This is a genomic window from Bacillota bacterium (assembly GCA_040757205.1).
Taxonomy (GTDB): Bacteria; Bacillota; Desulfotomaculia; order Desulfotomaculales; family Desulforudaceae; genus Desulforudis.
Window position 1 is genome coordinate 201551 of the sequence record JBFLXL010000003.1, and the last position, 21210, is coordinate 222760.

A 21210-nucleotide genomic window follows, 5' to 3' on the forward strand; every position below is an offset into this window, starting at 1 on the left:
CGTGATCGACATTCACACCCACATCCTCCCAGGATGCGACGACGGCGCCGCGAATGAGGCCGAGGCCCTGGAAGCGGCCGGACAGGCGCTGGCCGCCAGGGTGGACTGTGTTGTGGCCACGCCGCACGTCATCCCGGGGGTGTACGACCACGGCCGGGAACAAATACTGGCGCGGGTCGCCCGTCTGCAGGCGGCGTTGGAGGCGGCCGGCCTGCCGCTGCGGGTTTTCCCCGGCGCTGAATACTACCTGGAGCCGGAACTGCCGGAGAAGCTGGACCGGGGTGAACTCCTGACCCTTGCCGACCGGGGGCGCCACGTGCTGGTGGAATTGCCCATGGTCGGCGTGTCGCCCTACACCGACCAGGTGTTGTTCAACCTCTTGGTGCGCGGGGTGACCCCGGTGCTGGCCCACCCGGAGCGCAACCGCGAGTTGGCGGCGCGCCCGGAAAGGCTGTACCGGCTGGTGCAGCGGGGCGTGCTGGTCCAGGTGACGGCCGGGAGCCTCACCGGGTTGTTCGGCTCACGAGCGCAGGCGGCCGCCGCGTTGTTCATTCGGCAACACTGGGCGCATTTCGCGGCCTCGGACTTGCACGGCCCCGGCGCACGCCTGACGGCCATGGGGGAGATGCCGGACCGGTTGGCCGCACTCGTGGGTAAAGAGGCCGCCAGCCTGCTGCTGCAGGAAAACCCCCGCCGCGTCCTGGAGGGGCGGCCGGTGGCTGCCGGCACGCCCCGGGAATTGGAAACCGGAAAACACTGGTTGGGACGACTAATCCGCAAAAATAATCCTGACGCATAGTATACTTAAAAAACACGAGGTGGCCACCGGCACCGTTGAGGTCGAAGAAGGGCATGGGCACCTTGACGGCCGACACCGCCAAGATAGGCGCCATCGCCCTGGCGACGGCCCGGGAGATCGCCTTGATGAAAGCCTACACCATCGGGCGGCGGGCGGCTTTTCGGGACTACGTGGACATGTATTTTGTCCTTAAATCAGGCGCCGCTACGCTAGAGCATATTCTCCAGCACGCCCCCGGCAAGTTCACCCTGCACGGTGAAGCACTGTTTTCGGCGCGGCTCTTTCTGGAACAGTTGGTCTACACCAAGGACGTCCCGGACCGGGAGCAGGCACTGAATCTCGTTTTGAACGAGGTTTTGTCCGTTGAGGACGTTGAGGCGTTCTTAAGGGATGAAGCCCGGCGGATTGTGCGCTCGGTGGAATTGCGTGCGTGGAGGAGGAAATGGTGATGTTGCCCGAGTCATTTCGGCCCTTGTTCCGGAACTACCGTTTCGAGACGCTGGACCCCGACGCGGCTGCCGAACTGGTGATCCGGACCACACTGGCCTATGGCGCGTGGGAACAAGTCGAGTGGCTCTTTGAGTACTACGGACGCCAACGGGTAGGGGAAGTCTTTCTGAATGATTTTCACGGGCGGCGCGAGTTGCCCGAACCCGCCAGACGCCTCTGGGCGCTGGCCTTTCTTGACGAGCTGCCCCCGGAGGATACCGACCCGTTGGCCCGCTGGCGCTGCCGGCGGCAAGCGCCCGCTTGGCGGGCTGACCGCGTGAGATAGTAACGGTACAGTTCAACCGTGCAGCGCCCTGGTTGCAAAACCTTCACCCCTCTATGTCCGGTGTCTTTCTGCCGTACGGAACGTGGAGCCAATCACCACCCTTTGACAAGCCTTCCAGAATCAACTACAGTTGGTCATAGATCGAACGATTGATTGGCCTAATTAATGCTAATTGAGTAAACGAGGGATCTGGATGAGAGAAATATTGAGTTGCACCTGCTTTGTCGAAAGATAAGGGCGTAAAAAGGTTGGAAGGCGGGGTAAGCACATGACCAGCACTGTTGCCCGCAACGACCCCTGCCCATGCGGCAGCGGCCGGAAATACAAAAAGTGTTGCGGCGCGGGGCAAACGGCGGTCGCCGAGCTGGTGCCGGAATTTATGACCGAAGAAATCGACGCCGTATTTGACGACCTGCTGCATTATGCCGAGGTCAAATACGGTGATTATCTACAGAGCGGCTTTCTGCGTTCCTTGAGCTTTCCGGAGGCGGAGGCGGGCGGGGAGAGAAACGGGCCGGAGATGCTTCCGGGCGGGGTGCTTGCGCCGCCGTGGGCTGAGGCGATGGAGTCCGGGTGGGTGCGGGATGGCGTTGATGAAGAACTTTCGGACACGATCGGCGTCCTGGTGCTGGAGTTCGCGATTTTCGACGGCCGGCTGCCCGGCGGGGGAACCATCTTGGATAATTTTCTGCGCCGCCGCGGCGCGGGGATGCGGACGTTTGTGCGGCGGTCCGTCGACCGGTGGGCGGACTCACGGTTTTCGGTGCATTTGGTGGTGGCTCACGACGAGGAGAACCGGACGGTTTTGGTGCACGAGTACCTGACGGATCAGGAGTTCAGCGTCAGGTATGTTGCGGGCGACGGGCTGGCCAGGGCTAAGCGCGGCGATATTTTGGCGGCGCGCCTGATCCAGCGCGGACGCTGTCATGGGTACACCGGGGGTTTTTTTCTGGTGCCGGGTCTGTTCCGGGAGGCGTATTTTGTCCGGCTCATGCCCGTAATGTCCGGGCTCCCGGACTTGGTGCCCGGAAAGCAGGGATGGCCGGCACTGTGCAAGGCTTACGGCTGGATAATCATCGTGTTTACCGCGGAATTTGTTTCACGGTCCCTGGGGTTGCTGTCGGGTACGGCAGCGGGGGAAATCAGTGCCGAAGAGCTGGAGTGGCTGGCCTTCAGGGACAGTCAGGCGCTGGAGACGGCACGGATGTTGGCCGACCGGATGAGTACCGACTGCCCGGTGGAAGTAGTCCGCTTTGCGGTGACCTTTTGGCTGCACTATCACTTGGCGGAGGCGCCGTCGTACCGAAAGCCGGAGGCGATGGCGGCGGCGGTGGAGTACTTTGTCCGGGACCTGCAATCTGAATCTCCGGTCACGCAGGCGCAAGCCGCCGAAAAATACGGGGTCTCACCCGGGGTGGTCGGGCGCCGACAGGAGGACCTCTTCCGCTTTCTGGACGAATTCTACCCCGATGACGGCCGGGATGATGAGGATGACGAAGACGGGGACGATTTAGACGACCACGACCTTTACTCTTTATTCTTTGACGACCCGGAAGAAGACCCGAAAGACAAGGGACCACAGTAACAAGCGCTTGCCGGTTGGAAAAAGGGGACTGGCTCCCTTTTTCGGACGCCACAACTTTCGCTTTACGGCAGAGCTTCCGTTCGAAAAAGGTGCCTGTCCCCTTTTTCCAGGTGGCTTAAGCGCTGGAAAATAGGGTCGAGTAGGAGTGGGCCTCTTCTGAACCTCTGTGTGCATGGAATTGGCCCCATCCCCTCACAGAACCGTACTTGCCCTATTTAGGTATACGGCTCTTCACATCGCTGGCGCGTTCTGAGCATCAGCCGCAGCCTTAAGATTCGCGAGCGGCATTCGACCGGTTTGGTTTTTAATACACTTTCCGGGAATTGTGTTATAGTTGTGAGGAAGGTGCCTGAGAAAGCTGCAAATATTATAAAAGCGGTTCAAGGTTAATGGGAATGAAGGTTCGTGACGTGCTCAAAATGCTTCGTGAAGATGGTTGGCATATGGTAAACCAGAAAGGTAGCCATAGGCAGTTTAAACATCCAACGAAGGCGGGACGCGTGACGGTGGCCGGTCACCCCGGGGATGAGGTGCCGCCCGGCACCCTGAACAATATCCTGGGCCAGGCACGGTTGAAGACTAAAGGAGGGACTGGAAAGTGAAATATGTGGTGGTAATCGAAAAGGCTGAAAGTAACTATGCCGCCTATTCGCCTGATGTGCCGGGTTGTATTGCTACCGGGAAAACACCCGAAGAAACTTTAGCCGAATATAAGGAAGCTCTGAAAATGCACCTGATCGGTCTCAAAGAGGACGGCCTATCCTTGCCGGCACCGTCAGCTCGGGTCGAGTATGTGGTAATTCAAGAAGCTACGGGATAGGACGGTTACACGTGGCGCGCGAGGTCACCGAGTACGAAGTGGGAGCCTAGTCTAGGACTTACGGGACGACTAATCCGCAAAAATAATCCTGACGCGTGATGAATCGGTATACTTAGTTGACGAGCCATGGTACAATTTACCCTAAGTGGGGCAACGTGCTCACGCTTCCTATCCTGCCAGGGAAGGAGGTGAAAAAGGTAATGGGCAAATTATATGCGAACCGGACACTGCTGGGCAACATCGCCCTGGTGGTGTTCCTCGCCTTTCTGGCCACGCTCACCCTGGGAAGCTTTACTCCGGCGGGCGGCCAAGCGCCGCAGACTCGCGACATCACCGTTCTGGACAAAAACAATCTACCCCAGGCGGCTGGCGCCACCCTTCAAACCAACGAAGCCCAAACGAGCGTCACCCTGACCATTCGGATTACACCGTTGACTCCGGCCGACTTCGGCAACATCTGGTTTGTGATCCGCGATGGGGAGCGGGTGCTCGAGACGGTTTACGCCTCCGGGGTCCACAGTACGGTCTACGAGGCGGGCTATCAGTTTGTTTACGCCTGGACGTACAGCTTCACGAACCTACTGCCTCTCGGAGTCTCGCTGGTGGTCTACGAATCCGGTAAAGAGCCCAAATCCATTGCTCTCACCATTGAGGCGCCGCCACCCCAACCCGCCCCCGGTCCGGGCCCTCCTCCTCCGGCTCCGGTGAAGCACGAAGCGGCCACCGGCACCGTTGAGGTCAGGGAGGGCATGGGCACCTTGACGGTTGACGCGGTCAAGGTCGAGAGAATGCTGGCCGATCCGGCGGTCAGGGAGGTTAATTTCAGCATTCCGGTGGCCGTCGCCACCCAGGGCACCGTCGCCGTTCCGGCCGACCTCCTGGCCAGGGTGCTGGTCGCCGACCGGCCCGCCGTGGTGGACATCGGCGGCGCCAAGCTGGCGATTCCGCCGGGCGCGCTTGATCTCGGCGCCTTCCTGGGGCAAAATGTCACGCTGCACTTGGGCGTGACCAAGGACGAGTCCCCCGCCCCGTCCCCTGCGGCGCACCGTCTCGCCGGCGAGGTCTACCGCTTCAACATCGAAGCCTTCGCCGACCGGGAGCGCAAGGGCGCCATCCGGAACTTCGACCGGCCGGTCACGCTGACCGTGCCGTACGACCCGGCGAAGCTGGCGGGCGCGCGCGAGGCCGACCTCGGTTTGTTCCGGTACGGCGAGATCGCCGGGAGATGGGAGGCCCTGCCCGGCTCCACGGTTGACAGGCAAAACAGGACCGTTTCGGCGCCGCGAAGCTCTCTGAGCCTGTACGCCGCCATGGTCCGCGTGTTCACCCCGCCGCAGTTTACGGACATCGGCGGGCACTGGGCCGAGCACGACATCAACCTGATGGCGGCCAAGGGCATCGCGGGCGGCATGACGGCGACCACCTTCGCACCGAACCAGAACGTCACCCGGGCGCAGTTTGCGGCCCTGCTGATCCGCACCCTCGGCATCACCGAGCAGGCGGCTAAGGGCGGCAGATTTACGGACGTGGCGGCTCAAGCCTGGTACGCGGGCGCGGTGGAAACGGCGGCGGCGGCCGGCCTGGTGGGCGGCTACCCGGACGGCGGCTTTGCACCGAACGCCAACATCACCCGCCAGGAACTGGCGGCGATGGTTACGCGCGGACTGGCCCATCAGGGCAAGGACGTCAAGCTTGACGCCGCCGAGGTGGAAGCCATCCTGGCGCGGTTCGGCGATCAGGCCCGCATCAGCCCCTGGGCCCGGACCGCGGCGGCAGTCGCGGCCGACCAGGACATCGTCCGCGGCCGAGCCGACAACGCGTTCGCCCCGCGGGAGAACGCGACCCGGGCCGAAGCCATCGTGATGCTCAAGCGCATGTCGGCAGACGCGGGCAGCCCGTAACGGCACCTAAACCGGAAACCGGTAACTGGAAACCGGCCATTGTTCCCCGGCAGGTGGGTCACTCCGCCTGCCGGGTTTTTATGTCCGCCGGCGGCACCTCCAAAACCACCCACCCGTTGACAAGCCTTCCAGAATCAGCTACAGTTGGTCATAGATCGAACGGAACGAACGATTGATTGGCCTAATTAATGCCCAGCGAACGCTGAAAATCGCCGCTGATCGGCTCGGCCTCGACTACCGGGTGGCGGCGCCGCCGGCCGCCCTGCGTGCCCACCGTCAACATCCTGGAAACCGTAAAGGAAACCGTACCGCCAGTATCCGTTCGTGAGGTGAAAACGGTGACCCCGGAAGAGATCATAATCACCACCAAGGAATATTTGGCAACACAGCCGGACGTGGCTGTGGCCTATGTCTTTGGTTCGGTCGCTCGGGGGCGCATGTGGGCTCAAAGTGACGTTGACGTTGCCGTGATCTTTGCCCCCGAAGCGGGGGATAAGCCGGCCCGGTTTGACCGGCGTCTTGAGTTGGAAATGGCGCTCGGAGACCTGGTGCACAAAAACGTGCAAGTGGTCGATTTTGAAACGGCCCCGGTGCTGCTGCGGTACCAGATCCGAAAACACGGCCGGGTGGTCGTCGATAAGGATCCACTACGCCGCGTCAAGCTTGAAGCAGCCGCCATCGGTGAGTACCTTGATTTTCAACCCGTACGCCAATTCTGCACCGCGGCGAAATTGGGAAGGTTGTAAGCATGGTTGATCGTGACTTCATCCAGCGGAAAACGGATCGACTGGTTGAGTATATCACCGACCTGGAGGAGCAGCGGCATATCTCTGCGGCGGACTGGGAAGCCAACAAGATGCTGCGCAATCACCTGGAGCGCACACTGCAAAAAGCCGTGGAGAGTTGCCTGGACATTGGAAAGCACCTCATCGTCAGCCTGAACCTGCGCACACCGGAAGATTACAAAGACATCATGGTGATCCTGACCGAGGCTGGAATTCTACCGCAAGAAAAACTGAGCAAGTTCAAGCAAATGGCGCAGTTTCGCAATGTAATCGTCCATGATTACGAAAAGATCGATCCGCACGTAATCTTGGCTATTCTACGCAAAGACCTTGATGACCTGCGACTCTTTGCGCGGGCCGTCCGAGACCAAATCGGTCCTTAAGTCCCGGAGAGCAAAACCAGCTATACGTCGACCGCTATTTATTTTGTACCTCCGAAAACAGCCGGATCAGCCATCACCACCCGTTGACAAGCCTTCCAGAATCAGCTACAGTTGGTCATAGATCGAACGGAACGAACGATTGATTGGCCTAATTAATGCCCAGCGAACGCTGAAAATCGCCGCCGATCGGCTCGGCCTCGACTACCGGGTGGCGGCGCCGCCGGCCGCCCTGCGTGCCCATCGTCAACATCCTGGAAACCGTATAGGGAGGCGCCATTCGCGTTGCGGTGGTATGCGGTCAACACCAACCCCCAAAAAGAGGACTTCGCCGCCCGGCAGTTGGAGGCCAAGGGCTGGGAGGTTTTCCTGCCCAAGATCACGGTGGTCCGCAAGCGGGGCGCCTCCAAGCTCAGCCTGTGGGAACCCCTCTTTCCGGGGTATCTCTTTGTGCGGCTGGTCCCGGAACCGGTAAACGTCCGGCGGGTGAACCGGACGCCGGGAGTCAGGCGCTTGCTCTGCGCCGGGGACACCCCGGTGCCGGTGCCCGACGAGGCCGTCACCCTCATCCACCTGCGGGTCGCCCCCCGGGGCCACGAGCCGCCGAAGCCGCAGGCCGAGTTTCCGACCGGCAGCCGGGTGGCGGTGCGGCACGGCCCGTTTGCGGGCCTTTTAGGCGTGGTGGAAAAGCCCGTGACCGGGCGGGGCCGGGTGCGGGTGCTGCTGGAACTCATACAGCGGCAGACGGCCGTCGAGGTCGACGCCGTCGACCTGGACCGCCTGGGCATTTGCGCGGGCGGCTAGGCGGGCCCGGTTTTCAGCGCGGGTAAAAGGCCCGGGTTTATTGAGTCAACTCAAGTGCATGCATAAGCGCCAAGACATAAACCGCCCCCGGGGGATCACTGTTGCCAGAAAAAGGGATCTTCCCCGGCGGAGCCGTGCCCCTCGCGGGGGAAATAATGGCGAGCGAGGAAAGCAAGGTAAGCGGTATTATATATAATGGCGCGGCGGAAGCTCCATCGAAAGGAGGCACCTTGATGAAGGTCCTTGATTACACGATGGTTGTTTGGAAAGAGACGGAAGGTTATGTCTCGAAGTGCCCTGAGTTGGGAGTTGCGAGTGCCGGCGACACCATCTCCGAGGCGGTGGAAAATTTGAAAGAGGCTGTGGAGCTGTATCTTGAAAATGCTAAAATACTTGGGTTAGTGGAAGATATTGAGGAAAGTCTTACCACTAAAGAAAAGTTTATTTCTCGCGCAGAGGTTACGCTATAATGGCCAAACTTCCCATCCTGTCATCAAAAGATATTGTCATGAAAAAGGCGTTAATCACAGGTATTACCGGGCAGGATGGCTCATACCTTGCCGAGCTGCTATTGGAGAAGGGGTATGAAGTTCACGGCATAATAAGAAGATCTTCCTCCTTTAATACCGACAGAATTGAGCACTTATACCAAGACCCGCATAAGCCCGGGACAAGACTTTTTCTTCATTACGGCGACCTGTCGGACGGCACAGGACTTCGCCGTATAATTGAAAAGGTCCAACCCGATGAGGTTTACAACCTGGGCGCTCAGTCCCACGTAAAGGTATCCTTTGACCAGCCTGAGTATACCGCGGATGTGGTTGCGCTTGGGACCCTGCGCCTCCTTGAAGCGACCCGAGATTATAGGGACCGGACCAAGCACGATGTGAGGTTCTATCAGGCCTGCTCTTCTGAAATGTTCGGGAAGGTTGTGGAAATTCCGCGTGGAGACAATGATTAAGAAGGCACGGGCCGGCGATCCATTGCGGGTGATCGATGATATCCGAATGTCTCCGACCTATACCCGGGACGCCGCCGATCTCATCCGGACCGTCATTGCCGAACAACGTCCTTATGGTGTCTATCACGTCACCAATACGGGGCAATGTTCCTGGTACGAATTCGCCGCCGCTATTTTCCGCCTGATGGGACTAAAAGTGGACCTTTCTCCCATAAGCAGTACAGAATTTGCCCAGAAGGCAAAGCGCCCGTCCAATTCAGCCCTTATGAGTTCAAAATTGAATGGGTTGTCGGTGCGTCCCTGGGAAGAGGCCTTGGGTGCCTATCTGAAGGAGAAGGGCCATCTTTCCTGAATTATGAATGTTGGGAGGAACAGCCGATGGGCTATGATTTCTTGGTTGTCGGATGCGGCATCATCGGCCTAGCAACGGCGATCGAGGTTAAGAAAGCTTTCGGTGGCAGTGTGTGCGTGCTTGACAAGGAAAGTCAACTGGCGGCCCATGCCAGCGGCAGAAACAGCGGCGTTTTGCATGCCGGTATTTATTACAAGCCCGGAACCCTTAAGGCCCGGCTCTGTGTGAGTGGGAATGAGCTGATGAGAAACTTCTGTGCCGAAAAAGGCCTTGGGATGGTAAAAGGGAAAGTAATTGTTACCAGAGATGAAAAAGAGGTAACAACCCTTCTGGAACTGGAGCAAAGAGCCAGGGCCAGTGGGGCGGAGGTAACGCTCATCGGTGAAGAGGAGCTCCGGGAGATTGAACCCTATGCACGTACCGTTCATAAAGCCTTGTATTCTCCGAATACGGTTGTGATCAATCCAAGAGAAGTGCTGCACAAGATGGTGGAAGATGCCGGAGCGCTGGGCATCATTATCAAGACTGGCGTGGCGTTGCAGTCCTTGAACAGGAATTTCAAGGAGGCGCTCACATCCAACGGGCGGTTGGGCTATGGTTATCTGGTGAACGCGGCCGGTGCTTATGCGGATCGCATCGCGCAGATGTGCGGCATCGGGTTAACGTACACCATGGTTCCTTATAAGGGTGTTTACCTGCGACTGAAAGATGAATCCAACCATTTGGTGCGTTCCAACATTTATCCCGTTCCGGATCTCCGGTTTCCTTTTTTAGGGGTGCACTTCACCCGGACGCCCCAGGGAGTCGTTAAAATCGGACCGACGGCCATCCTGGCTTTGAGCCGGGAAAACTATGGGTTGATCGATAACATCAGGTATCAAGAACTTAAGGAGTCTATCTATTGCACTGGGAAAAAGCTGTTCACCGACAAGAACTATCTCCGGTTGGCGATGCGGGAGGTCGGAAAATATAATTCCTATTTGATGTACCGGGAAGCAAGGCGGTTGGTTCCCAGTCTGAAGTACTTCCAGGTTGAGTCGTATCCCACAGTGGGTATTCGGCCGCAGTTGTTCGACAAGACCAAGAATGAACTGATCCTGGATTATGTTCTGCTTAAGAACAATGATTCAGTGCATATTCTCAATACGATATCACCCGCTTTCACGTCTTCACTGGCTTTTGCCCAACATGTTGTAACATATATAAACGGTTCACACTTCAAGAGCTACTTATGTTGAAAGCGACATTTTGAGCGCGGTAAAACATATTCTAAAAGAGGTATAATAGTGATTATATCACGAACACCTGTAAGACTGAGTTTTTTCGGCGGAGGGACCGACTACAGAGAATACTTTATGAGAAAAGGCGGTGCCGTTCTTGGAACGACGATTGATAAATATATTTACATAAGCGTTAATAAATTAAGCGATTTTTTTGAGTATAAGATCCGAGTCGGTTATTCGAAGGCCGAACTTGTGAATAATGTTGAGGATATCGTTCATCCAAGCGTGAGAGAGACGTTGAAATTTATGAAAATGAACGGCAATCTGGATATTCATATATTCGCTGACCTTCCTGCTAAAACAGGTCTCGGCTCGTCATCATCATTTACCGTCGGTTTCCTAAACGCCTTGTATGCCCTAGAGGGCAAAAGAGTTTCGAAGCAACAACTCGCCGAAGGAGCAATCTATATTGAACAGCAACTGATAAAGGAAAATGTTGGATGTCAGGATCAGGTGCATGCAACGTATGGAGGCTTGAATATAATTCAGTTTGATGACGCGGGAATATCCGTTCGACCCGTCGTCATTTCGAAGGAAAAGTACGATTTCTTGAACGATTCCTTGTTGGTCTTTTACACAGGATTGACCCGTTACGCGAACGAGATACTGAAGGAACAAATAGAGAACACCAAGACATGCAGCAAAGATGACTATCTTGAGAGAATGTGTCAAATGGTCTTCGATGCTGAAAGAATAATTTCTGCAGAGAGCCCAGAAGAGATGGTGAGACAATTGGGCGAATTGCTGAATGAAAGCTGGTCATTGAAAAAATGTCTCTCCCGACAGATAACAACCTCTTTCATCGACGAAGCCTACACCAAGGCAATAGGCGCAGGGGCATACGGTGGCAAATTGGCGGGAGCGGGAGGCGGCGGATTTCTCTTTTTTTTGGCTGATAGGACCAGGCACAAATCGGTAAGAGCGGCGTTAAGTGATCTGTTGGAAGTACATTTTAGGTTTGAAAATGAAGGATCTAAAATCATCTATCTGACATATTAAGGCATGGAAAAAGTGGATGCAATAATTCTGGCCGACGGTCTTGGTACGAGATTGCGCGAGGTAGTGAGCGATGTGCCCAAGGTTCTTGCGCCTGTTGGTCTCCCTTCCCTGAGACGTTTAAAATCGCGGAAGAATACTTGAAGGAGGTGTGCTGATGCGAGGTCAAAATATTCTTGTTACTGGTGGAGCCGGTTATATCGGCTCGATTCTTGTCCCGGCTTTATTGCAAGAAGGTTATAGGGTGACTGTCTTGGACTCCTTAATGTACGGACAGTATCCGCTTCTCGAATGCTGTGCAAATCGCAATTTTGAATTCATAAAGGGCGACATCTGCGACAAAAGTCTGGTGTCGTCACTTCTTCCGAAATACGACATTATTATTCCTCTTGCAGCTATCGTGGGAGCGCCGGCATGCAAGATGAATCCTTCATTAACAAGATTGGTAAATTACGAAGCCTCGATGATGATGATTGAGCAGTTGTCACCTTCTCAGTGGGTGATTTTTCCAACCACAAACAGCGGTTATGGTGTGGGTGAAAAAGATACGTTCTGTACGGAAGAATCGCCTTTGCGCCCTATTTCAGAATATGGGAAGACAAAGGTTGAAGTCGAGAAAGCACTCTTGGAGAAGGGCAACGCAATTACGTTCAGGCTGGCTACCGTCTTTGGTGTGAGTCCGAGGATGAGGATGGATTTACTCGTCAACGATTTTACCTATCGGGCCTTTAAAGATAAATTTATTGTCCTGTTCGAGGAACATTTTAGAAGGAACTTTATTCATATCCGTGATATAGCTAAGGCATTTCTTTTTGGATTAGAAAACTATGATAAGATGAGGGGACAACCCTTCAATGTAGGGCTCAGCAGTGCAAATCTCACAAAACGACAGCTTAGTGAAAAGATAAAGGAGTATGTGCCTGATTTATATATACATTCAGCACTAATTGGTGAAGATCCTGACAAACGGGACTATATCGTAAGTAATAAGAAAATCGAATCTCTGGGTTGGAAGCCAGAATACAGCCTCGATGATGGAATAAAGGAATTATTAAAAGGCTACAAAATAATTCAGGCAAATCAGTTTGCTAATGTTTAAATTCCTCGAATCTGCCATTTATAACAAAAGTTTAATTGCCCTTTTAATTAAGATTAAAAATATATGGGGTATTGACCGTGCTGTATTTTATTCACTTCTTTATAGAACATGGGGAGTGATTTCTTTCCCTATAACACTTTGGCTTATAATTACTAAGTTTTTACCAGAGATTCAAGGTTATCATTATACCTTCATGAGTCTGCTTTTCTTACAGATCTTCCTTGAACTTGGATTTGGTTTGGTAATGGTTCAGTTTATCAGTCATGAATGGGCACATCTAAAATTAAGCACTCATAATAGAATAGAGGGAGACCCCAAGGCGCTTGCCCGCCTTGCCTCACTTGTGAATTTGGGTATCAAGTGGTATCTTGCGCTATCACTCCTTTTCTTGGCTATTATCGGGACCGGAGGATATCTCTTTTTATTGCAACACAAAGCAGATATTGATATTCAAATGCCTTGGTGGCTCTTATGTGCCGCAGTTTCACTCTCTATTATTTTATTGCCTATGCGTTGTTGTCTCGAAGGTTCTAACCGTATAGATGTGAGTCAACAAATTTATTTAAAGTCAAGTATTTTCTCTTCAGTAGCAGGGTGGGCGGCGATCTATTCAGGGGCTAACTTATATACAGCAGCAATTATGAGTGGAACATCTGCAGTAGTTAGTTTTCTTCTGCTTAGCAAAACTTTTATTCCTTTTTATAAAATTTTAAAAATAAACAAAGATCCATATCGCATTTCATGGAAAAAAGAATTTTGGCCTCAACAATGGCGTATTGGTGTCAGCTGGCTGTCGGGTTTTTTTATGTTTCAATCATTTGTTCCGATCATGTTTCAGCTTCATGGCCCAATTGTTGCGGGTCAGATGGGAGCAACAATGCAAATATATAACGGACTGAATGCAATTGCACAGTCTTGGGTTAGTGCTGTCGCACCCAAAATGGGGATTTTAGGTGCTAAAAAAGATATACCTGTACTGAAATCATTAGTAAAACATACTTACTTAAGAAGCCTCGCAGCTTCCATAATTTTTTCTATTGTTGCTTTTTTAATTATTAGTTTACTTTATTTCTATGATATGCCACAGGCTAAACGACTTGCAGAATTGTTTTCTGTTGGGATTTTATTATTTACGCTTATAGCAATGCAACTTCCTAATGTTGAGACGACCGCTGTTCGTTTTCAGAAACAGGAACCTTTTGTTACTGTAGCTGTGATATGTGCTTTTTTAGTTATTCTTTCTAATTTACTTCTTGGTAAGCTATTTGGAATAAATGGTGTTGTTGTCGGATTTGCTGGAATAATGCTCTTAATTCTCATTCCATGGTGCCATATAATATACAGCGAAGTAATGAAAATGTTATACCTAAACAGTAAGGAGGTAAGTTAAATTGGTAGTACAACAGTGTCCGGTATGTGATAGCAGTAAAAATAAATTTTTGGCGCAATACAAAAATAAATATAAACTCTATTCGTGCACAGAGTGCGATTTATACTTTTATATTCCAAGGGATTATACAAGGGAGCAATACGAGCAGGATTATTTCAGAACTGATACGCCCTTTGACTACAGCATATGGTTAGCAAATCTTAAAGAAATTCACAGCTCAAAAAAAGGAGAGGAAAAATACTGCAACTATTCTTATCTTAAGGAAATAGTAAAACTCGTCCCAAAAATTATTCCATCAGGCTCTACTATTTTAGATATTGGTTGTGGGAGTGGATTTACCTTAAAGAAACTAAAAGAGAAAGGTTATAAGATGTATGGAATAGAGATAGTTGAGCAGTTAGTGAAAGGATTACTATCCTTGGGTTATGATGTTTACAACGGTGATTTTAGTGATTACCCCAAAACATGGAATATGCCACATCTTGTTATTGCATCAGAGGTGCTGGAACACTTAGATGAGCCACTGCAGTTTCTTAAAGCAGTAAAGGAGAAGTTTAGTTCAGCCATTTTACTTGTCACTGTCCCAAGCCCAAACAGGGTAAGCCGTTTTAAGAAAATAGATGACCCCTGTGATTACCCACCATACCATTTTACAAGATGGTCAAAGAGAAGCTTGGAATATGCCCTTAAAAAAGCAGGATATAGAGAAATAGAAATAAAAGAATATCCTGTTCCAGCCTCAGAAACACCATATCCTGCGTATCCTGCTATCATTAGTTTTTTAGGTAGAGCGGTGTTAAGACCGCTCAGGAAGCATTCCAAAGAACCAGAAACAACTCCTGTTGCTATTTTTGTTAGTCGTGCTTTACTTAGCAGAATTTTTGCCTTTTATTACACACTTCTTGGGGCTAAAGGATGGAGCATGATTGCCACTGCAAAGCCATGACCCTTCACATCTTTGACAACACCCTCAGAGACAAAAGAGGGCATCACTATGAGTATGACAAGTCCATTTACGATGAATGGACTTCTATGGGTTTTCAGGCAAAAGTGTACTGCCATCAAAAGGCAAAAAGAGATATCAGGGAGTCTCTATCTGGCATGCCTAATTTTTCCCATGATATTCATTACTCTGTAAGCAGAATTCCAAAAGTTGGCCAGACTATAAACTTTTTTTTGGGCAATCTGTTTTTCTGGAAGGACTTAAGAAAAATCGACCCGAAATCGTTTTCAAAATCAGATATAGCGCTGTTTCATACGCTTAGCTATAATCAACTGCTCGGATTATTTATTTGGTATAAAAGTCTTCCAGTTGAGAATCAGCCATTTGTTGTTTTGCTATTACGATACACAAACATTGTGTTCAGACCGCAAAAAGTGTGGCGCAGGAGTCGGTACCTATATAAGTTTATATTTAAATTATTTTCAAATTATTTAATGAAGTACAACATTGTGCTTGCTGCAGATAGCGATATCCTGGCAGAGGAATACGAGGAACTCTCAGGCGTAAAGGTTTCAGTCCTTCCTATCCCTCATCTCCCACACAACGGAAACTCTAAACATTCTGGAAAAATGACCAGCTTTATATATCTCGGTGATGCGAGAGAGGAAAAGGGCTACTGTCTTCTGCCCGAGGCAATAAGGGGCATTTTGGGTGAGAGGAAGGATATCAGGTTCGTTATACAGTCAAATGTCTCTGAAAATCCCTCAAAGGCAGTTCTCAAGACAAAAGCAGAGCTTTCTACCATTGGGGAGACTGTTGTGGTTGTGGATGGGCCTCTTGAAACAGAGGAATATTACAAACTACTTTCAGAGGCAGATGCAGTGCTACTGCCTTACTGCCAAAGCACATATTACGGGAGAACCTCTGGAATATTTGCAGAAGCACTCGCCTTTGGAAAACCTGTAATTACCACTGCCGATACATGGATGGAGCTGCAAATCAAAAAATATAATAATTGTGGAGTAACTTTCAATGGATATAATGCACAAGAACTCAAAAATGCGATAGAGGTGTTCTTAAATAACAAGAAAGACTTCTCCATCAAGGCAAAAGAAGCTTCAATGGAGTGGAAAAAGTTTTATAACGCCAGAACTTATATTGACAGGCTATTGGCTTTACGAAGGCAGTAAATAATCAGTGAACCCGTTCAAATCCATGCGAGCATAAATCCGCAGGGTTGGGTGCTATCGGTATTGTAGCACGTTGAAGGACCGGAATTGAAGGCGTCCAAGCCATTTGTCACAAGGATGGCGGGATGGATCCGGCAAGGGACTGACGAAAGTCTGGTGCCAGGGGGTAGAGATAAATGTCTTTCACCGGCAATTTGCGCTCCTTGTAGCGGTCCAGTTTCCCCCGGCCTTGTGTAGTCCCCACGTGTACCCAATTGGCCGCTTTGTAGCAGGTGCCGTGGAAGCGATCCTTTTCCACAAAGGTCTCCAGCAATACCGGCCGGTATCCGTAAACCGCCAACCAATCCGCCGGCAACCGGCGGGCGCAAGCGGCCAGGATCTTGGAAGCCAGGTTTTTGGACTGCACCCAGGGAAGAATCAAAAAGCGGGAGTTATTCACCACCAAATGCAAATTGGCCACCCGCTGTTCGGCCGACCAGCCGATCCAGGCATCCCGGGGCTGGACCTTCCAGGCGGCGGCGGAGAAGCCCAGGGCGGCCAGCAGCCCGGCGGGAGAGTGGACCAGATAGCGGAGTTGGGCCCCCGTCAAGTGCTTGTAACCAAGGTAATGGTACCGGTCCACCAGTTCGTTCCACAGGGGGGACTCCTTCCGGGTCACCCGTTGCAGGGTCAGCGGCAAGAGCTGCTGTACCGGTTGCACGATAAGTTTCCGGGGTTCGCCCTCCGGTGTGCGGCGAGGGGTGCGGGAGGTCGAAGCACCGTTCCGGGGAGCGGGCAACTGGATCAGACCGGCGCGGTGCAAGCGCAGCAAAGCCACCCGGCAACTCATGTCCTTGAGGCCGCCGTCGGGCTTGAACCAACCCAGCGCCGCACAGACCTCCCGGGAAATCTTGGTGCGCCAGGAGGCCGGATCGGCGGCGATGATCCGCCGGATCAAATCCAGATCGGCCCGGGTAAACCTCCGGCCGCAGATCACTTTGGGGAAATCCTGTTCGGTCACAAACCATCCCTCCGGCGCAAAGCATGTTTTTCCAGGTTTTCTTTGAGCACGTTCCAGGGCAGGAAACGTTCCAGATCGGCCGGCGGGCCGCCGTTTGCGGCGCATGCGTCCAGGTAGTGGCGGAGATAGGCGCAAGGGTCCAGACCGTGTTCTGCCACCGTCCGCAGAATGGACATGCACATGGCCATGAACTGACCGCCCCATTCCGAGAAGGTACCGTTGGAATTCTTCCGCCCCAAGGCCACGGGCCGCAGCATCCGTTCGGCCAGATTGTTGTCCATGGGCACCTGGGGGTGGTCCACGAAAACGGTCGGGGTACCCGCCGAAAGCGGGTCCGGCCCAGTGGGTGCGGGCGCTTTCCAATGCCTGGCGCTCCCGTCCAGTGCAGGTCCGGCTGTTGCAACTCGGCCTCGCGCGTACGGGCCATCTCGTTCAATGCTTGTTCCAGATCCGTCTGAGCCCGCAGGAAGCACTCCTGATCATCGGCTGCCAGCCGGGCCTCGTTCAAACGATAAGATATTGGCAATGCGTGCCACCCAGGCGTCGGCCCAGGGTTCCAGGCAGGTCAGGTTTTTGGTTTCGCAGTCGGTCCCGGTTTGGGCCTCTTGCTCAGTCTGCTTCGCCCGGGGGGCTTTCTCGGAGGAGCGGCTGAAAAGCATGTCTTGCAATTTTGAGACTGCCGCTTCTTGAGCAGCGATCTTTTCTTGCAAGCGTTCTTGTTTCTGGATCAGGAGGTCATTTTCACGCCTGAGCTGCTCAATGAACGGGCAGTGCGGAAAGGAACACAACCCAGTCGTGCCGAAAGGGTTTTCAGGTGTCTGTGCCGTGATTGCTGGTCTGCTCATACTGAGAGTTTACCAGTAAAATTGCACTGTGTCCAGCCCTGAAAGCAAAGTTTTTGCAAGGTTTTTTGGGATGGCTCGGCAGTGCGAATCTCAGGACGAGCAGCCCAAGGGAAGCGGGTTTACTGAATGTTTACCGAAGGCATGACATCAGAGCATAAAAGAATATTGTTTGTGGTTGATGGCTCTTTTTTCCCCATCAGAGACGGCTCATCACAAAGATATTATGTGTGGCTTCAATATCTTAACAAATTCGGATATGAGGTCTACTTTTTATCATTTAATTCGCAGAGAGGCAGATGGGATTCTGAGTCGCTACAATTAATAAAAAAATATGTTAGAGACTATCTGATTATCGACACTTATTCAAGCCCCATAAAGCATTTCGTTAAACGGGCTTTTATGCGGCTTGCCAATATATTGATGGGCAGAAACCGCCTATACAGTATGATAGAGAGATTTTTTTATAAAAAGCAATTCGGACAGATACAAAGTTACATCACTAATAATTCAGTCTCAGACTTTGCCATTATCGTTAATAAGCCTTGGACTGCAAATTCTATGGGGCTTGAAAATCTAAAAAACTTCAGAGGGCTAAAGATAATAGATATCCATGATATCCATGCTAGCCACTTCCATATTGCAAAAAAAATCCTCATGCGTAAACCAATTAAAGAATTTATAGGTGGAATATATGCTAACTTCCTGCTTGAAAAATTCTGGACTCTCACTTTTAATTACAAAAAAGCCTATGAGGAAGAGATAAACATTCTCAGTGTATTTGATAAAGTGCTTGTTACTTCAGTTTCTGAGGTTGAAGAGCTGAGGAATATTCAGGCTCTCTCTAAAAAAGTAAGATATCTACCTCTTCTTGTGATACCCAAAAAAGAGGGCGTCTCTTATCAGAATACTAACAAGCAATATGATTTTGGGTTTATTGGAAGCTCAGGACTTTTCAATGTTGAGGCAATTGAATTTTTTGGAAACTCTATCATTCCTCATATAAGAGAAAGGAGGCAAGACTTCAGATGCCTGATAGCAGGACCTATCTCTAATGTAGCCAGAGGGATACTTGCCAGTGAAAGGGGTATTGAGTTTTTAGATAGCATAAATGACCTGAATGATTTCTACGGCAGAGTCAAAATTGTTATTGTACCCCTTCTTTCAGGAACAGGTGTAAGTGTAAAGACCTTAGAGGCTATGAACTATGGCTGTCCGGTCTTAAGCACCACCGTAGGTGTGCGAGGTCTTGAGGTAAAGGACAGGTTTGATATCTGGATTGAGGATGACCCGAAGCAGTTTGCAGAGTCCCTCGTGAAAATGCTGGATAACGATGCACTGCAGTCTCAACTTATGCTGAATGCCCTCACAACTATAAGTGGAAAATACTCATTAGCCTGGCATTATGAAGTGCTCAATTCTGTGTTAAACATGAATCCGGCAAGTAAAACCGAAGAATCCGGTAATGGTGGGCCTTACAGCCGTAATTTCGTGCAAAAAATTTAGCAAAATAAGGAGGAACATCACTCCTCAGCGAGAATTGGTACTTTAACAGCAAACACCAAAATCGGAGGAGGATGTTCCCGACGCCATGATATCACATGACCTTGCCGAAGAGCAATCCCTTTCTTGGAGCCGCCAGCAAAGACGGGCCATGGAGCGCCGCCAGGCCAGGGAACTGGCGCGGCTGGAGAAACTGGCCCGGAAAACGGATTTGCCCGTGGCCTTTGACAACCAAACCATCACCGCCTTCGGCGGGTTCGGTGTACTGGAGGCATTCAAGCAGGTCGTCGGTTTTGTGCAGTTGGTGCACGAACACCTGCGGGTGTACCGGCACCATAATTGTCGCTACACCGTCGCCCAACTGGTCGATACTGCCAACCGACGCGCAGGTTTTCGGACTCTCCCGCTTGGAGCACATGAATCCTTAAGACGGACCCGGGCTACAAGCTTCTCAAGGGAGTGGATCGGGCACCGGATGAACGGACCTTCCGCCATTTACTGGGGCCGACCCACCTGCGGTGGGTGCCCCGGTCCGGACGAGGTGGAAGCAATGCCCCGGATAAACCAGGCCCTCTTGGAACTCAAGGCCCGGACCGAACCGCCCCGGGAGGTGTGGCTGGACATTGACGACACCGTGATCACCTTGTTCGGAAATCAGGAAGGCGCCGAGGCGGGCTACAACCGCTACCGCAGGCGTCCGTCCCACAAGGCCAAGGCGGCCTTCATCGCCGGCACCACCGAACTCGTCAATGCCCAACTGTATGACGGCGGGGTACCCGCCGAAGGCGGGTCGGCCAGCAACGGGCAATTTATGGATTTTCTCCAGGATACCCTGTCCCGGATCAGTACCCGGATAACGGTCGTCGGCATCCGCCTGGACAAAGGATTCTTTGACGAGAAGAACTTCAACTACCTGGAGGATCAAAACCTGTACTATGTGTGCAAAGCGCCGCTGAACAGCAGCGTCCGTAAAATAATCAACCACCTTAACCGCGAAGAACTCTGGCGCCCGTTGGACGACACCTATGCCGTAGCCGAACTGCCGGCTCGGGTACCTCTGCCCAGTTGGGAACGGCTCGTGAGCGGTTCGTCTTCGTCCGGGAGAAGGTCAGGACCGAATGCCGACCCGCTTTCGGCGGGTGCCCCGGCCAGGAAACCCCGCAATTCCACGACCTGTATGATCACGAGGCAATAGTGACCAACCTGGACGATATGCCTCCGGAAGAGGTCTGGCGCTGGTACAACAAGCGCGCCAATGTGGAGAACAAGATCGACGAGCTGAAGACCGGTCTTGGCCTTGACCAGAACAGCCAGCACGCGATGGTGAAGAACAGGGCCTTCATATGGATCAAGATCCTGGCCTACAACCTGCTGAACTGGTTCCGGCAGGCCCTGCTGCCCGAAAATGCGGCGCGCGCCGAAGTGTCCACCATCAGAAGACTCGTCGTCAACGTACCGGCCAACATCGTCGACAACGGCCGCTTACCGGCACATCAGGATGGCGGCGAACCGCTGGTTGGAGCAGGTCATCGGCCATATCAAGGCCAAACTGCGGGAGTTCATCGGGATCAAGGCCTGGCTGAATGTGCTGCAGGCCTGACCGGGCCTGCTCCTGACAAGTAAAACAGACGGCGTTTTTGCTCCCCCAAGAGGGGGCCGGGTTGCTTTACCGTTTTTGCGGGTAGGCGTTGCCACTGTCTCCATTACAGTGCTATCCGGCCTGGGATGCGCTAGCATTTAAGAACTGAACTGGTGCTTTCTGAATGCCGGCAGGGCTGCGAAAGAAAAAACGGCAGTTACTT

The 21210-nt window shown here is 52.4% G+C and carries 25 protein-coding genes and 2 pseudogenes; 23 read left to right on the forward strand and 4 right to left on the reverse strand.

Going from position 1 to position 21210, the window contains the following annotated elements; genetic code table 11:
• Window position 1: 1 nt before the first annotated feature.
• The 9 genes from AB1402_03945 (at window position 2) to AB1402_03985 (ending at window position 7048) form a co-directional block, all read left to right on the forward strand.
• Window positions 2-799 (forward strand): CpsB/CapC family capsule biosynthesis tyrosine phosphatase, encoded by a 798-nt coding sequence (locus AB1402_03945; GenBank protein ID MEW6540756.1) that lies wholly within the window; start codon window positions 2-4, stop codon window positions 797-799.
• 35 nt (window positions 800-834) lie between these two features.
• Window positions 835-1248 carry a hypothetical protein gene (locus tag AB1402_03950; protein ID MEW6540757.1) on the forward strand — a complete coding sequence of 138 codons (414 nt, stop codon included), beginning with the start codon at window positions 835-837 and terminating at the stop codon, window positions 1246-1248.
• Between the two features lie 2 nt (window positions 1249-1250).
• The gene (locus AB1402_03955; protein ID MEW6540758.1) at window positions 1251-1574 is read left to right on the forward strand and encodes a hypothetical protein; all 324 of its coding nucleotides are present in this window, start codon (window positions 1251-1253) and stop codon (window positions 1572-1574) included.
• 268 nt (window positions 1575-1842) lie between these two features.
• The gene (locus tag AB1402_03960) at window positions 1843-3159 is read left to right on the forward strand and encodes an SEC-C domain-containing protein (GenBank protein ID MEW6540759.1); all 1317 of its coding nucleotides are present in this window, start codon (window positions 1843-1845) and stop codon (window positions 3157-3159) included.
• A 395-nt stretch (window positions 3160-3554) separates the two neighbouring features.
• Window positions 3555-3761, forward strand: a complete 207-nt coding sequence (locus tag AB1402_03965; GenBank protein MEW6540760.1) for a type II toxin-antitoxin system HicA family toxin — start codon at window positions 3555-3557, stop codon at window positions 3759-3761.
• A complete protein-coding gene (locus AB1402_03970) occupies window positions 3758-3979 on the forward strand; it encodes a type II toxin-antitoxin system HicB family antitoxin (GenBank protein ID MEW6540761.1) in 222 nt (73 codons plus the stop codon). The genes AB1402_03965 and AB1402_03970 overlap by 4 nt, the downstream gene beginning before the upstream one ends.
• Before the next feature lie 200 nt (window positions 3980-4179).
• Window positions 4180-5880 carry an S-layer homology domain-containing protein gene (locus tag AB1402_03975; protein ID MEW6540762.1) on the forward strand — a complete coding sequence of 567 codons (1701 nt, stop codon included), beginning with the start codon at window positions 4180-4182 and terminating at the stop codon, window positions 5878-5880.
• 266 nt (window positions 5881-6146) lie between these two features.
• Window positions 6147-6626: a nucleotidyltransferase domain-containing protein gene (locus AB1402_03980; GenBank protein ID MEW6540763.1), complete on the forward strand. Its 480-nt coding sequence runs from the start codon at window positions 6147-6149 to the stop codon at window positions 6624-6626.
• A 2-nt stretch (window positions 6627-6628) separates the two neighbouring features.
• Entirely contained in the window at window positions 6629-7048 is a 420-nt protein-coding gene (locus AB1402_03985; GenBank protein ID MEW6540764.1) for a DUF86 domain-containing protein, read from the forward strand.
• A gap of 148 nt (window positions 7049-7196) precedes the next feature.
• On the opposite strand, the gene AB1402_03990 is transcribed toward AB1402_03985, so the two are convergent.
• Window positions 7197-7325: a hypothetical protein gene (locus AB1402_03990; protein ID MEW6540765.1), complete on the reverse strand. Its 129-nt coding sequence runs from the start codon at window positions 7323-7325 to the stop codon at window positions 7197-7199.
• Window positions 7326-7330: 5 nt separating this feature from the next.
• Between AB1402_03990 and AB1402_03995 the strand changes: the two genes are divergently transcribed.
• The 11 genes and pseudogenes from AB1402_03995 to AB1402_04045 all read left to right on the forward strand — a co-directional run bounded on the left by AB1402_03995 (window position 7331) and on the right by AB1402_04045 (window position 16063).
• Window positions 7331-7849, forward strand: coding sequence for a transcription termination/antitermination NusG family protein (locus AB1402_03995; protein MEW6540766.1), 519 nt, complete (start codon window positions 7331-7333; stop codon window positions 7847-7849).
• Between the two features lie 101 nt (window positions 7850-7950).
• Complete coding sequence (locus tag AB1402_04000; protein ID MEW6540767.1) at window positions 7951-8319, forward strand: hypothetical protein; 369 nt, start codon at window positions 7951-7953, stop codon at window positions 8317-8319.
• A 38-nt stretch (window positions 8320-8357) separates the two neighbouring features.
• Window positions 8358-8801, forward strand: a pseudogene (locus AB1402_04005) (GDP-mannose 4,6-dehydratase).
• Window position 8802: 1 nt separating this feature from the next.
• Entirely contained in the window at window positions 8803-9162 is a 360-nt protein-coding gene (locus AB1402_04010) for a sugar nucleotide-binding protein (GenBank protein ID MEW6540768.1), read from the forward strand.
• A 26-nt stretch (window positions 9163-9188) separates the two neighbouring features.
• Window positions 9189-10400 carry an L-2-hydroxyglutarate oxidase gene (gene lhgO, locus AB1402_04015; GenBank protein MEW6540769.1) on the forward strand — a complete coding sequence of 404 codons (1212 nt, stop codon included), beginning with the start codon at window positions 9189-9191 and terminating at the stop codon, window positions 10398-10400.
• A 48-nt stretch (window positions 10401-10448) separates the two neighbouring features.
• Window positions 10449-11444: a kinase gene (locus tag AB1402_04020; GenBank protein MEW6540770.1), complete on the forward strand. Its 996-nt coding sequence runs from the start codon at window positions 10449-10451 to the stop codon at window positions 11442-11444.
• Between the two features lie 3 nt (window positions 11445-11447).
• Window positions 11448-11573, forward strand: a pseudogene (locus AB1402_04025) (dehydrogenase).
• Window positions 11574-11598: 25 nt separating this feature from the next.
• On the forward strand, window positions 11599-12540 hold the full coding sequence (locus tag AB1402_04030; GenBank protein ID MEW6540771.1) for an NAD(P)-dependent oxidoreductase: 942 nt from the start codon (window positions 11599-11601) through the stop codon (window positions 12538-12540).
• Window positions 12533-13930 (forward strand): hypothetical protein, encoded by a 1398-nt coding sequence (locus AB1402_04035; GenBank protein MEW6540772.1) that lies wholly within the window; start codon window positions 12533-12535, stop codon window positions 13928-13930. Before AB1402_04030 ends, AB1402_04035 begins: the two co-directional genes overlap by 8 nt.
• A gap of 1 nt (window position 13931) precedes the next feature.
• Window positions 13932-14876 carry a class I SAM-dependent methyltransferase gene (locus AB1402_04040; GenBank protein ID MEW6540773.1) on the forward strand — a complete coding sequence of 315 codons (945 nt, stop codon included), beginning with the start codon at window positions 13932-13934 and terminating at the stop codon, window positions 14874-14876.
• Window positions 14846-16063: a glycosyltransferase gene (locus AB1402_04045; protein MEW6540774.1), complete on the forward strand. Its 1218-nt coding sequence runs from the start codon at window positions 14846-14848 to the stop codon at window positions 16061-16063. Before AB1402_04040 ends, AB1402_04045 begins: the two co-directional genes overlap by 31 nt.
• A gap of 109 nt (window positions 16064-16172) precedes the next feature.
• Here the strand turns inward: AB1402_04045 and AB1402_04050 are convergent, their stop codons facing one another.
• Genes AB1402_04050 through AB1402_04060 form a run of 3 tightly spaced genes read right to left on the reverse strand, consistent with a single transcriptional unit; the run spans window position 16173 to window position 17908 of the window.
• A complete protein-coding gene (locus tag AB1402_04050) occupies window positions 16173-17063 on the reverse strand; it encodes a DUF4338 domain-containing protein (protein MEW6540775.1) in 891 nt (296 codons plus the stop codon).
• On the reverse strand, window positions 17060-17536 hold the full coding sequence (locus AB1402_04055; protein ID MEW6540776.1) for a transposase: 477 nt from the start codon (window positions 17534-17536) through the stop codon (window positions 17060-17062). Before AB1402_04055 ends, AB1402_04050 begins: the two co-directional genes overlap by 4 nt.
• A gap of 6 nt (window positions 17537-17542) precedes the next feature.
• Complete coding sequence (locus tag AB1402_04060; protein MEW6540777.1) at window positions 17543-17908, reverse strand: hypothetical protein; 366 nt, start codon at window positions 17906-17908, stop codon at window positions 17543-17545.
• A 126-nt stretch (window positions 17909-18034) separates the two neighbouring features.
• Here AB1402_04060 and AB1402_04065 point away from each other — a divergent pair, with 126 nt between their 5' ends.
• The 3 genes from AB1402_04065 to AB1402_04075 all read left to right on the forward strand — a co-directional run bounded on the left by AB1402_04065 (window position 18035) and on the right by AB1402_04075 (window position 21031).
• Window positions 18035-19411 carry a glycosyltransferase gene (locus AB1402_04065; protein MEW6540778.1) on the forward strand — a complete coding sequence of 459 codons (1377 nt, stop codon included), beginning with the start codon at window positions 18035-18037 and terminating at the stop codon, window positions 19409-19411.
• Window positions 19412-19496: 85 nt separating this feature from the next.
• Window positions 19497-20603 (forward strand): transposase, encoded by a 1107-nt coding sequence (locus AB1402_04070; protein MEW6540779.1) that lies wholly within the window; start codon window positions 19497-19499, stop codon window positions 20601-20603.
• Complete coding sequence (locus AB1402_04075) at window positions 20582-21031, forward strand: transposase (protein MEW6540780.1); 450 nt, start codon at window positions 20582-20584, stop codon at window positions 21029-21031. Before AB1402_04070 ends, AB1402_04075 begins: the two co-directional genes overlap by 22 nt.
• The last annotated feature ends 179 nt before the right edge of the window (window positions 21032-21210 follow it).